The organism is Actinoplanes palleronii, assembly GCF_016862315.1.
GTDB classification, from domain to species: domain Bacteria; phylum Actinomycetota; class Actinomycetes; order Mycobacteriales; family Micromonosporaceae; genus Actinoplanes; species Actinoplanes palleronii.
Window position 1 is genome coordinate 1 of record NZ_BOMS01000071.1, and the last position, 12,341, is coordinate 12,341.

General features: G+C 71.7%; 9 protein-coding genes. 5 read left to right on the forward strand and 4 right to left on the reverse strand.

From position 1 onward, the window contains the following. Positions 1 to 1,695: sensor histidine kinase (locus Apa02nite_RS23495; protein ID WP_239164509.1), on the reverse strand; the 1,695-nt coding region annotated here is incomplete at its 3' end. A 350-nt stretch (positions 1,696 to 2,045) separates the two neighbouring features. On the opposite strand from Apa02nite_RS23495, the gene Apa02nite_RS23500 reads away from it, so the two are divergent. Beyond that, positions 2,046 to 2,492 carry a DUF1707 SHOCT-like domain-containing protein gene (locus Apa02nite_RS23500; RefSeq protein WP_203826908.1) on the forward strand — a complete coding sequence of 149 codons (447 nt, stop codon included), beginning with the start codon at positions 2,046 to 2,048 and terminating at the stop codon, positions 2,490 to 2,492. A gap of 110 nt (positions 2,493 to 2,602) precedes the next feature. Beyond that, positions 2,603 to 3,427: a metal-dependent hydrolase gene (locus tag Apa02nite_RS23505; protein WP_203826909.1), complete on the forward strand. Its 825-nt coding sequence runs from the start codon at positions 2,603 to 2,605 to the stop codon at positions 3,425 to 3,427. A 44-nt stretch (positions 3,428 to 3,471) separates the two neighbouring features. On the opposite strand, the gene Apa02nite_RS23510 is transcribed toward Apa02nite_RS23505, so the two are convergent. The 3 genes from Apa02nite_RS23510 to Apa02nite_RS23520 all read right to left on the reverse strand — a co-directional run bounded on the left by Apa02nite_RS23510 (position 3,472) and on the right by Apa02nite_RS23520 (position 9,408). Further along, on the reverse strand, positions 3,472 to 3,960 hold the full coding sequence (locus tag Apa02nite_RS23510; RefSeq protein ID WP_203826910.1) for a gluconokinase: 489 nt from the start codon (positions 3,958 to 3,960) through the stop codon (positions 3,472 to 3,474). A gap of 13 nt (positions 3,961 to 3,973) precedes the next feature. Continuing rightward, on the reverse strand, positions 3,974 to 7,591 hold the full coding sequence (gene metH / locus Apa02nite_RS23515; protein WP_203826911.1) for a methionine synthase: 3,618 nt from the start codon (positions 7,589 to 7,591) through the stop codon (positions 3,974 to 3,976). A gap of 119 nt (positions 7,592 to 7,710) precedes the next feature. After that, positions 7,711 to 9,408 (reverse strand): bifunctional 3'-5' exonuclease/DNA polymerase, encoded by a 1,698-nt coding sequence (locus tag Apa02nite_RS23520; protein ID WP_203826912.1) that lies wholly within the window; start codon positions 9,406 to 9,408, stop codon positions 7,711 to 7,713. A 227-nt stretch (positions 9,409 to 9,635) separates the two neighbouring features. On the opposite strand from Apa02nite_RS23520, the gene Apa02nite_RS23525 reads away from it, so the two are divergent. From Apa02nite_RS23525 to Apa02nite_RS23535, 3 genes are all read left to right on the forward strand, one after another. Next, a complete protein-coding gene (locus Apa02nite_RS23525) occupies positions 9,636 to 9,821 on the forward strand; it encodes a hypothetical protein (RefSeq protein WP_067707996.1) in 186 nt (61 codons plus the stop codon). Between the two features lie 58 nt (positions 9,822 to 9,879). Beyond that, positions 9,880 to 11,703, forward strand: a complete 1,824-nt coding sequence (locus tag Apa02nite_RS23530; RefSeq protein WP_203826913.1) for an HEXXH motif domain-containing protein — start codon at positions 9,880 to 9,882, stop codon at positions 11,701 to 11,703. Positions 11,704 to 11,938: 235 nt separating this feature from the next. After that, the gene (locus Apa02nite_RS23535) at positions 11,939 to 12,337 is read left to right on the forward strand and encodes a hypothetical protein (protein ID WP_203826914.1); all 399 of its coding nucleotides are present in this window, start codon (positions 11,939 to 11,941) and stop codon (positions 12,335 to 12,337) included. Positions 12,338 to 12,341 lie beyond the last annotated feature (4 nt).

The window sequence follows — 12,341 nt, forward strand, 5'->3', positions numbered from 1 at the left end:
AGGCGCGGCAGGCGCGGCAGGCGCGGCAGGCGCGGCAGGCGCGGCAGGCGCGGCAGGCGCGGCAGGCGCGGCAGGCGCGGCAGGAAAGACCACCGCATCATCCGCGAGATCACCAGTCAGCGGGCCGGGAACAGTCAGGCCTGACGCGGCTGACTCGGCGAACGACGAAACGGACGAAGCCCGGTCTGACGGCGGGCCTTGCGGGTCGGGCGCGGCCGGGAAGAACGCCGCGCCATCGGCGGGGTCATGAGCCTGCGGGCCTGGGCCGGCCGGGACCGGCGCGGCAGGCTCAGCGGGCGGTGGACCCGAGGCTGGGCTCGGCGGCGCAGGTGGGGCTGCGGGGGAAACGGGTGGGACTGACGGGGAAACGGGTGGGGCTGCGGGGGAAGCGGATGGGGCTGCGGGGGAAGCGGATGGGGTGCTGGTGGAAGAGGGAGAGGGTGGGGTGGGGGTGCTGGTGGAAGGGCGGCCGGTGGGGAGGATGACCGTGACCAGGAAGCCGCCGGTTGGGGGGTGGCCGGCCTCCAGGCGGCCGCCCAGGCTCTCGGCTCGGGCGCGCATGCCGGCGATTCCGGTGCCGCGGTCGGCTTCCGGGGTGGGTGGGGGTGGTGCGTCCGTGGCGGTGGGGCCGCCGTTGCGGATCGACAGGTACAGGGCGGCCGGGAGGTAACCGACCGCTACGTCGGCTTCAGGCTGGGGGCCGGCGTGGTGGCGGCGGACGTTGGTCAGGGCTTCCTGGACGATCCGGTACGCCGCGCGGTCGACCTCGGCCGGCAGCTCGCGTGGAGCGCCGGTGATCGTGGTGCGGACCGGGATCCCGGCGGCCGCGGTCAGCTCGCTCAGCAGGTTGATGCCGAGGGCCGGCTGGCGGGGAGCGGCCTCGCCCTGGGTGCGCAGCACGCCGAGCACCGCGCGCACCTCGCGCAACGCCTCCGCGCTCGCGCTCTTGATCGCGGTCAGCGCCTCCCGGGCCTGTTCCGGGCGCTGGTCCATCAGGTGCAGCCCGACACCGGCCTGCACGTTGATCAGCGACAGGTGGTGGCCGAGCACGTCGTGCAGCTCCTGGGCGATGCGCAGCCGCTCCTCGGAGGCCTGCCGGCGCTCCTGCTCGGCACGGGCCCGGGCCTGCTCCGCGCGGGTGCGGGCCTGCTCGGCGTAGTTTTCCGCGCGGATCCGGGCGGCGCCACCGAGCAGGATGACCAGGCCCAGCCCGGCCGCGGCGAGGCAGGCCTGCCCGGTTTTCGGGCTCACCCCGCTGTGCAGCCCGAGCGGCCCGGCCAGACCCAGGGTGACCCCGAGCCAGGCGGCCCAGGCGGCCGCCGCGCCGATCAGCGCGGTGTTGCGGCGACCCTGCCGGGCCAGCGTCCACAGCGCCACCGCCGGTGCCGCGGCATAGACCACGTGCGGGGCGGCCTGCGAGGCGAGGGTGATCGCCGCGGCCGAGGCGATCACCAGGACCGGGATCGGCGCCCGCCGGCGCCAGAACAGCGCGATCGGGCCGATCAGCAGGAGCAGGGTGGTGAGACCGTCCCAGGGCCGGTACAGCGAGCCGTGCTCGGCCAGGTTCGTCGTGCCGGCCATGTGAGCGACGGCGGTGATCGCCACAGCGCCGGGCGGCCAGCCGTGGTGCGCGTCCCGGATCCGGTGCCGCCAGGGCGCGCCGGGCCGATCCGGGTAACCGCCATCGAACGGCACCTCCGAGAAAGAGGACGCAGAAAAAGCGGCCGAGGGAGGAGACGAGGCGCGGCCCCTGGGAGGCCAGCAGCCGTCGTCACGGCGGCCACGGCCCGGCCACCGCCGCTCGTCCCGGCCGCGATCCCTCATGCAGCCGAAACTACGTCACCACACCACCCGACGGCATCGGAGCACGGGCTGAACCGTCACGTACGCCCCCGGTCGTACCCAAGGGGGTCTTCTGCTCCCCCGGGCGTACCGGAAGAAGACCGGAAGCGGCGAGAAACACTCCGCCTGAATGCTCCGCCGGGCCGACGCGGCAGCGGCGCCCGGCGGCGAACCTGGAGAGACGAACCGCCGAGGAGGACATCATGCATCCCGATACCGCCATCCGGTCCGGTCCGGCCACCCGGCTGCGGACCTCCGACACCGAGCGCGAAGAGGTCGCCGAGATCCTGCGGGCCGCGATGACCGAGGGCCGCCTCGGTCTCGACGAGGGCGAACAGCGGCTGGCCGGCGCCTACGGGGCGACCTACCGCGACGAGCTGACGACGCTGACCGTGGATCTGCCGCACGGCGGGCGGCAGGCGCTGTCCCGGATGCCGCACCGGCGCGCCGCGACACGCCGGTCCCTGCAGCGGCACGCCAGTTTCATCCTGATCGCCGCCGGACTGCTGACCGCGCTGTGGGTCCTCTCCGGAGCGCAGTTCTTCTGGCCGGCGATTCCACTGTTCTTCCTGGTGATGGGGCTCATCCGGCACGCTCGATGGGGCCGCTACCAGTTCCGCTACAGCCACGAGATGCACGCCCGGCCCTGAACGGCGAGTGTCGGGTGGCCGACTCCACTCCCTGATGGACGCGACGGTCGTTGATCTTCGTTCGGCAAACTGCGACAGTGTCGCAGTTTGTTCGGGGAGGGACGACACACATGATGGGTCCGTCGCACGCGCTGTCAGGGGCGGCCGCTTGGCTGGCCGGCAGCTGGGCAGTGAACCAGTTCGCCGGTTATGAGCAGTCTCCGCTGATGCTAGCGGTGGGCACCGCGATGTGCGCCGGTGGCGCGCTGCTGCCCGACCTGGATCTTTCCGGGAAGGTGACCACCAACCAGGGTGGTGCCACTGTCGCCCGCACGTTCGGCGTGGTCTCGCTGTTCGTGTCCGAGGTGGTCGAGAAGATCTCGCTGGGCATCTACACGGCCACCCGGCAGAGCCGGGACCCGAAACGGGACCACGGGCACCGCACCTTCACCCACACGCTGCCGTTCGCCGCGCTGATCGGCTGGGGCACCACCGCGCTGGCCGCGCACTACGGCAAGTGGGCGGTGGTCGGCATCATCTTCTTCATGGCCGGCCTGGCGCTGCGCGGCCTGTTCGACAAGTGGGCGGAGAAGGCCGGCTGGGTGATCGTCACCCTCTGCTCGGCCGGTGCCGCCTGGTTCACCGCCGCGAACCTGCCCGGCGACCGGGGGTATCCGCTGCTCGGCTTCGCGGTCGGCGCCGGGTGTGTGGTGCACCTGCTCGGCGACATGATCACCAAGAACGGCGTACCGATCTTCTGGCCGATCCCGACCGGCCGCGGCCGGATGTGGCGGATGGTCGGGATCCCGAACCAGTTCGCGGTGAAGGTCGGCGGCAAGACCGAGACGGTCATCCTGACCACCACGTTCACGGTGATCTCGTTCGTCTCCATCCTCGGCCTCTACGCGCCGGTCCTGCTGGAGCGCCTGAACCTGGACATCTGGGCGTCCAAGTAACACCCACGCTGCACGAAAAGGCCGCCCCGAGGGGCGGCCTTTTCTCATGGGAGGCGGCTCAGCACCTTCTCGACGATCTGGTCGACCGGGAGTGTGGCGTCGACCGCGACACCGTTCTCATCGGGCTCCAGCGGCTCCAGCGTGGCGAACTGGGACTCGACCAGGGTGCCCGGCATGAAATGCCCTGAGCGGGCTCTCACCCGGGCCAGCGCCACCTCCGGGGTGAGCACCAGATGGACGAAGAACACGCTCGGGTCGGGACCGCGGAGCACGTCCCGGTACGCCCGCTTGAGCGCCGAGCAGGAGATCACCAGCCGGCTGTCGGCCGCGGACCCGATCTGCTCGGCGATCAATTCCAGCCACGGCTTGCGGTCGTCGTCGTTGAGCGGCACCCCGGCGTGCATCTTGGCCACGTTGGCGGCCGGATGGAAGTCGTCCGCCTCTCCGTACGGCACGTCGAGCCGCTCGGCCAGGGCCTTGCCGACCGTGCTCTTGCCACAGCCGGACACGCCCATCACCACGATCGGAACCATCCGTGTCTCCCCGTCAGTCGATCGAGTACGCCAGGTTCGGGCGCAGCCAGCGTTCCACCTCGGAGAGCGGGACGCCACGCCGCGCCGCGTAGTCCTCGACCTGGTCCTTACCCAATCGGCCGACGGTGAAGTACTTCGCCTCGGGGTGGGCGAAGATCAGGCCGCTGACCGCGGCGGCCGGGCTCATCGCGAACGACTCGGTCAGGGTGACCCCGATCCGGCCGGTGTCGAGCAGCTGGAACAGGTCCTTCTTCTCGCTGTGGTCGGGGCAGGCCGGGTAGCCGAGCGCGGGGCGGATGCCGCGGAACCGCTCGGCGTGCAGGTCGGACAGCTTCGGCTGGGCGTCCGGCTCGAACCAGGCGCGGCGGGCCTTGAGGTGCAGGTATTCCGCGAACGCCTCGGCCAGCCGGTCGGCCAGCGCCTTGACCATGATGGCGCGGTAGTCGTCGTGCTCGGCCTCGTACTTCTTGGCGAGTTTGTCGGCGCCGTGGATCGCCACCGCGAAGCCGCCGAGGTGGTCCCGGCTCTCGCCCTCGGGGGACAGCGGGGCGATGTAGTCGGCCAGGCAGCGGTTGTCGCGGCCGGCCGGCTTGACGGTCTGCTGGCGCAGCATCGGGAAGGCGTGCCCGTTGTCCAGCCGGATGTCGTCGCCGTCGGCATGCGCCGGCCAGAAGCCGTACAGGCCGCGGGCCTGGAACGAGCCGTCCGCGATGATCTTGTCGAGCATCGTGTTGGCGTCGTCGAACAGCTCCTGGGCGACCGGCTCCTTGAGGATCGCCGGGTACTTGCCCTTCATCTCCCAGGCCAGGAACAGGAACTGCCAGTCGATCAGGTCGCGCAGCTCGGCGATCGGCGGGTGCACCTCGCGTACGCCGGTGAAGGACGGCGTCGGCAACTCGCCGAAGTCGACGCTCTCCCGGTTGGCCCGCGCCTGGGCGACGGTCAGCAGCGGCACGCTCAACCGCTGCTCGTGCAGCTCACGCAGCCGGTCCTGGTCAACACGGTTGGCCTCGTCGAGCGTCACCGAGCGGTCGGCGTCGAGCAGGTCGGAGACCACCCCGACGACCCGGGAGGCGTCCAGCACGTGGACGGTGGACCCGTCGTACGCCGGCGCGATCCGGACCGCGGTGTGCTGCTTCGACGTGGTCGCGCCGCCGATCAGCAGCGGCAGCTTGAGCCCGCGCCGCTGCATCTCGGCACCGACCGCGACCATCTCGTCCAGCGACGGGGTGATCAGCCCGGACAGGCCGATCACGTCGGCGCCCTCGGCGACCGCGACGTCCAGGATCTTCGCGGTCGGCACCATCACGCCGAGGTCGATCACCTCGTAGTTGTTGCAGCCGAGCACCACCCCGACGATGTTCTTGCCGATGTCGTGGACGTCGCCCTTCACCGTGGCGAGGACCACCTTGCCCTGGCCACGGGACTCGCCGGCCTTCTCCTTCTCCATGTACGGCAGCAGGTACGCCACCGAGCGCTTCATCACCCGCGCGCTCTTGACCACCTGGGGCAGGAACATCTTGCCGGCCCCGAACAGGTCGCCGACGACGCTCATCCCGTCCATCAGCGGGCCCTCGATCACGTCGAGCGGCCGGGGCAGCTTGAGCCGGGCCTCCTCGGTGTCCGACTCGATGAAGTCGACGATGCCGTGCACCAGCGCGTACGACAGCCGCTTCTCGACCGTCGCCTCCCGCCAGGACAGGTCCACCTCGCGCTTGGCGCCGCTGCCGGTGACCGTGGAGGCGAACGTGACCAGCCGGTCGGTGGCGTCCTCCCGGCGGTCGAAGATCACGTCCTCGACCAGCTCCAGCAGCTCGGCCGGGATGTCCTGGTAGACCGCGAGCTGACCGGCGTTGACGATGCCCATGTCCAGGCCGGCCCGGACCGCGTGCAGCAGGAACGCCGAGTGCATGGCCTCGCGGACCACGTCGTTGCCGCGGAACGCGAACGACAGGTTGGAGATGCCGCCGCTGGTCCGCGCGCCGGGGCAGCGCTGCTTGATCAGCGGGAGGGCGTCGATGAAGTTCTTCGCGTACCCGTTGTGCTCGGCGATGCCGGTGGCCACCGCGAGCACGTTCGGGTCGAAGATGATGTCGGTCGGCTCGAAGCCGTCCCCGACCAGCAGGTCGTAGGCCCGGCCGCAGATGGCGACCTTGCGCTCGGTGGTGTCGGCCTGGCCCTGCTCGTCGAAGGCCATCACCACCACGCCGGCGCCGAAGTCGCGGATCCGGCGGGCCTGGGCCAGGAACGGCTCCTCGCCCTCCTTCAGGCTGATCGAGTTGACCACGCCCTTGCCCTGCACGCACTTGAGACCGGCCTCGAGCACGTTCCACTTCGAGCTGTCGATCATGATCGGGATCCGGGCCACCTCGGGCTCGGTGGCGATCAGGTTCAGGAAGGTGACCATGGCCTGCTCGCTGTCCAGCAGGTCGGCGTCCATGTTCACGTCGAGCAGGTTGGCGCCGCCGCGGACCTGCTCCATGGCCACCGCGACCGCGCCCTGGTGGTCGTCGGCCTCGATCAGCCGGCGGAACTTGGCCGAACCGGTCACGTTGGTCCGCTCGCCGATCATGACGAAGCCGGTGTCCGGGCCGATCTCGAACGGCTCCAGGCCGCTGAACCGGGTGGCCGGCGCGGGCGCGTCGATCACCCGTGGTGCGGACGCGGCCACCGCGGCGGCGATCGAGGCGATGTGCGCCGGGGTGGTGCCGCAGCAGCCGCCGACGATGTTGACCAGGCCGGATGCGGCGAACTCGCCGATCAGCTCGCCGGTCTGCTCCGGGGTCTGGTCGTAACCGCCGAACGCGTTGGGCAGGCCGGCGTTCGGGTGCGCGGCGACGAACGTGTTCGACAGGCGGGCCAGCTCGGCCACGTGCGGGCGGACCTCGGCCGCGCCGAGCGCGCAGTTCAGCCCGACGACCAGCGGCTCGGCCCGCTCGATCGAGCGCCAGAAGGCCTCGACGGTCTGCCCGGACAGGGTCCGGCCGGACAGGTCGACGATGGTGACCGAGACCCAGAGCGGCAGCTGCGGGGCGACCTCGCGGGCGGCGGCGATCGCCGCCTTCGCGTTCAGCGTGTCGAAGATCGTCTCGATCATCAGGAGGTCGACGCCGCCTTCGGCGAGCGCCGCGATCTGCTCCGCGTACGACGTCTTCACCTGGTCGAACGTCACCGCACGGTACGCCGGGTCGTCGACCTTGGGCGACAGTGACAACGTCACGTTCAGCGGCCCGACGCAGCCGGCCACGAACCGCGGGCGGCCGTCCCGCTCGGCGGCCTCGTCGGCGGCCTGCCGGGCCAGCCGGGCGCCCTGCACGTTCATCTCGCGCACCAGGTGCTCCAGGCCGTAGTCGGCCTGCGCGATGGTGGTCGCGGTGAACGTGTTCGTGGTGGTGATGTCGGCGCCGGCCGCGAGGTACTGCCGGTGGACGTCCAGGATCACGTCCGGCCGGGTCAGGTTGAGCAGGTCGGGGTCGCCGGTGACGTCCTGCACGTGGTCGGCCGGGATCAACTCGGCGCGGTAGTCGGCCGGGGTCAGCCGGGCGCCCTGCAGCATCGTGCCCCAGGCGCCGTCAAGGACCAGGACCCGCTCGGCGAACAGATCGCGCAGCTCGGTGACGTTATCGGTCACGGATACACACCTCCGAGGGAAGTCGGAGGCGCCCTTGTTCGGGAGATGATCACCGGTCGAGCGTGACGGGTGGCCCGCTGCAGCGCCTCTCGGCCGGACTGCTAAGGATACTCACCTCATCACTTCGCGTCGGCGTACGAACCAACCACTGAGACATCCAGCGGGAACCGCACCTCGGTGGCGCCGAAAAGCATCCGACCGGCCGTGGCGGCGCACTCCCGGACCGCGTCACACACCTGTTCGGCCTGCCCAGCGGGACAGTGCACCACCACCTCGTCGTGCACGAACAGGACGAGTTCCGCCTTCGTGCCGGCCAGCGCGGTGCGCAACATGGCGAGCAGGACCAGGGCCCACTCGGCGGCTGTGGCCTGAATGACAAAGTTCCGCGTGAAGCGTCCCCTCGCGCGTCCGGGTGGTGGCGCCACCTCTTCGGGTGGTTCCCGGCCCGACTCGCGGGCCGCGCCGGCCGGCGGCGGGCAGGTGCGGCCGAGCCAGGAACGGACCAGGCCACCCGACTCGCCGGTCCGGGCGGCGCGCTCCACGTAGTCGAAAGCGGTCGGGTAGTGCCGCCGGAGCACGGCCAGCGCCGGGATGGCGTCGCCGCCGGTCTGCCCGTACATCGCGCCGAGCAGGGCGATCTTGGCTTTGGCCCGGTCGCCGTCGAACGAGTCGGTGGCGAGGGCGGCGTACAGATCGCCCTCCGCGGCGGCCCGGGCCAGCCGGACGTCACCGGAGACCGCGGCCAGCACCCGGGGCTCGAGCTGGCCGGCGTCGGCCACCACGAACCGCCAGCCCGGGTCGGCGACCACCGCGCGGCGGACCACCTTGGGCACCTGCAGGGCGCCGCCGCCGCGGGCGGCCCAGCGGCCGGAGACCACCCCGCCGGGCAGGAACTCCGGGCGGAACCGGCCGTCGCGCACCCAGGCGTCGAGCCAGGTCCAGCCGTGCGCTGTCCAGATCCGGTAGAGCTCCTTGAACTCCAGCAGCGGTGCGACCGCCGGGTGCTCGACCTGGCTCAGCACCCAGCGCCGGGTGTTCGGCACCTGGATGCCGGCCCGGGCGAACGCGCGGACCACCTCAGCCGGCGAGTCGGGGTGCAGGCCACGGACCCCGAACGCGTCGTTGATGATCGCGGTCAGCTCGGCGAGACGGCGGGGCGGGCCGACCGGCTGGGGCTGGCCGAGCAGCTCCCGCAGCAGCTCGTCGTGCAGATCCGCGCGCCAGGGCAGCCCGGCCTGACCCATCTCCACGGCGATCAGCGCACCGGCTGACTCGGCGGCCACCAGCATCCGGAACCGGCCCGGGTGCTCGGTCGCGGCGAGGCGGCGCTGCTGGTCCGCGTACACCTCGATGGCGGCCTCGACCTCGTCGAACCCGCCGCCGGACGACGACGCCGACGCCTCGAAGAGGGCCGACTGGGCGAAGCCCGGCGGCTCGGCCTCGCGCCGCAACGGATCGGGTGCGACCGGCAGGCCGTGCACCCGGGCACGGGCCGCAGTCAGCCCGCGCGGCTCACCCCAGTGACCGGCATGGCCGAGCAGGAGCGCCTCGGTGAGCTCCAGGTCGTGACAGCGAGTGACTCTGACCCCCGAGCGCAACAGCGCCGGGTAGATGTCGGTGGTGGCCGGCCAGACCCAGCGGGGCTGCTCGGCGGCCTCGAGGCGGGCGACGGCGGCAGCGAGGTCGGCGACGTGCCGCGGCGGCCCGCCGGCGGACAGGTCCGCGAGCCGGCCACCCCGGCCATCCGGGTCCTGAACTGCCAATGTCAACACCCGGCCATTGTCATACCTGGGTGTGACAATTTTCCGAACGTCCATGCGCTAGGCACTTGTCAACAATCGCACCGAATCGGGGTCTAAGTCGTTATTTGTACGGCCGGGATCACGGAATCAGGCCATTCCGCGCTCGGGTGGTCGCACCATCGTCATGAGGGGTCGCTAGGCTGGCCCCCTCCACGATGAGCAAGGTCACACGAACGCCCCGGTTTCAGCGTGCCAACCGCAACAAAACGTCCGCCCCTCAGCCGAGAGTTAAGACTTCATCGATGACCACGCAGCCGCGTGCCACCTTCATCGAGACCGACATGGTCTCGCTGGCTGGTTACAGCCTCAGTGACCTCCGCGCGGACCAGAGCCGCGAGCTCGCCGACGCGGTGCGATCGGTCTTGAAACAGGTCGAAAGGCCTCGTGCCAATCTCGGCGGCTCGGGCCCACCCGGACGGGCTGACTGACCGCCCCTCCTGACCACCACATCCGCCAGCCCCGGCATCCGCCGACGAGGAGGAGAACTTGGCCATCGAGAACGAGCCGGCGACGTCCGGCCCGACCCGGATCCAGCTCGCCGACGACCTCTTCGAGCAGCTCGCGGCCGGTGGTGGTGGCACCGAGGTGATCGCCCGGCTCCAGGACGGCCAGCGGAGCCGCCGGATGGTGCTGCTCCGGGCCCTGCTCGGCGCGGCCGCCGAGGACCCGCTCTCCACCGGGCCGCTGCCCTCGGTCGCGGAGGCCTGGTCGGCGCTGGAGCGCATCCAGGAGCAGGCGCCGGCGGCGGTGCAGGCCGTCCTGCAGCACCCCCAGGTGGGCGCCTGGTTGTCCTTCACCCTGCGGCGGCATCGCGGCGGCACCGTGACGACCGCTCCGGCCCATATCGATTTCGGACAGCTGAACACCGTGGCGCTGGCTGCCGCCGCGCTGGCCCGGCTCACCCACCGCACCCGCGTCCCGCTGCGCGGCGGGCGCGTCCTGGTGCCCCGGCACGGCATGGCGATCTTCGACGGGTGCGCGCCGTGGGACGTCGCGGAGGCGTGGACCGAGGGCGGGCGGATCTTCCTGCGGCACGGCGGGGTCACCGTGGACGTACCGGAAAGCGGTGACGCTCCAGGATGGCTCGCGCTCCGCGAGGTCACCGTGGGTGACGTCGACACGTTCACCGTCCACCTCGACGACCTGGACCCGTGGCGCGATCTGGCCAACCCGGTCGGCCCGGCCCGGCTCTCCGACACGGCGTTCGCGGTCTGGGTGAAGCTGCTGCAGGACGCGTGGACGATCCTGATCGAGCACCACCGGCCGACCGCCGAGGCCCTCGCCGCCGGGGTGAGCTCGCTCGTCCCGCTGCCGGCCGGCGACGGCTGGGACACCCGCAGCGCGTCGACCGGGGACGCCTTCGGCGCGATCATGTGCTCGCTGCCGCCGGACCCGGCGACCCTGGCCGTCTCACTGGCGCACGAGTTCATGCACATCAAGCTCGGCGGGCTGATGCACCTGGTGCCGCTCACCACCGGACCCGGCAACCCCTGCCTGTACGCACCGTGGCGCGACGACCCGCGTCCGGCCGGCGGGCTGCTTCAGGGCATTTACGCCTTTTTTGGGATAACCGAGTTCTGGCGCACGCAGCGCCGCGCCCCCGGCACCCCGAACCCCCGCCTCGACGACTTCGAGTACGCCTACAGCCGCGCGCAGACCCGGGAAGCGATCGGCGTCGCCACCGCCGACGGCACCCTGACCGAGCGGGGCCGCCGGTTCGTCGCCCGGCTGGCCGCCGCGATCGACGGCTGGTCCGCCGACGAACTGGACGAGCAGGCGGCCGACCTGGCCCGGCTCGTCGCCGACAGCCACCGGGCCGGCTGGCGGATCCGGCACTGCCGGCCGGACCACGCCGAGGTCACCGCGCTGGCCGCGGCCTGGTCCGCCGGGACTCCGGCGCCGGCCCTCGGCGCACCCGCCGAGGTCCTGCCCGATCCGGAGATGCGGCACTGGTCGGGTCCGCGGCTGGGCCTGGCCCGGCGGCGGCTGGTCGCGCCGGACCGCTACGCCGAGGCCCGCACCACCTCGTGGGGCGCCGCTCTCAGCGACGCCGATCTGGCGCTGTTCGCCGGGCAGGCCGGGACCGCCGCCGAGCTCTTCGCCGCCGCGATCACCGAGGCACCGGAGTCGCCGGACGCCTGGACCGGGCTCGGGCTGGCCCTGCACCGCTCCGGCGACACCCGCGGCGGTGACGTCCTGCTGCGCCGCCCCGACCTGGTGCTGGCCCTGCACCGCACGCTCGCGGCGACCGCTGCCCCGATCGCCCTGGTCACGTGGCTGGCCGGCACCGAAAGCACCGACCAGCCCTGACAAAGCGCCGGCCGCGTGGCCGGCCAGCACGCGAGTGCCGACAAGCGGCGGCCACGTGGCACGCCGCAGGCGAGCACCGGAAAGCGGCGGCCGCACGCCAGTTCTGACAAAAAGGCCACTTCCAGCAATCCATATCGGAAAGGGCCGTCTATACGGACGGCCCTTTCATGGGCGATACTTGCCTTCCCCCGGCAAGGGCGGCTCCGCATTTTGATCACGGAGGACGGAGCAGAGCGTGCGGACGTGCGAAGAGACCGGCATCGGCGTTTCCCCGATCCTGGAATCCGTGCGCCGCACCATTCGACCACCCGCGCCGGCGACCGTGCCCGGCTGGACGAACGCCCCCGAAGCAGGCCACCGGCGACCCGGCCGTCAGATCCTCCGACGCGATGTCGGACTGATCGAATTCTGCATTCCCGCGATTGTCGCGATCATCGCCCGGCCCCGCCGCCGCCATCTATCGATCTTGACAATGGTGGCGGTGACGACCGAAATTACGCTGGTATTGATTCCCGCTGCGCAGACAGCAATCAATGCTGATCTGAGCCAGGACAGATCATGGAGCGTGGCCGATGTCGACGTCACCACAACCTCCCGCGAAGCCGGACGACACTCGGACGGCGTCGCCGGATGAGGTG

Bases quoted from the DNA above. Each gene is read 5' to 3' on its own strand.
- Apa02nite_RS23520 (WP_203826912.1), bottom strand. From the start codon at position 9,408: ATGGACGTTCGGAAAATTGTCACACCCAGGTATGACAATGGCCGGGTG.
- Apa02nite_RS23500 (WP_203826908.1), top strand. From the start codon at position 2,046: ATGCATCCCGATACCGCCATCCGGTCCGGTCCGGCCACCCGGCTGCGG.
- Apa02nite_RS23505 (WP_203826909.1), top strand. From the start codon at position 2,603: ATGATGGGTCCGTCGCACGCGCTGTCAGGGGCGGCCGCTTGGCTGGCC.
- Apa02nite_RS23525 (WP_067707996.1), top strand. From the start codon at position 9,636: ATGACCACGCAGCCGCGTGCCACCTTCATCGAGACCGACATGGTCTCG.
- Apa02nite_RS23510 (WP_203826910.1), bottom strand. From the start codon at position 3,960: ATGGTTCCGATCGTGGTGATGGGCGTGTCCGGCTGTGGCAAGAGCACG.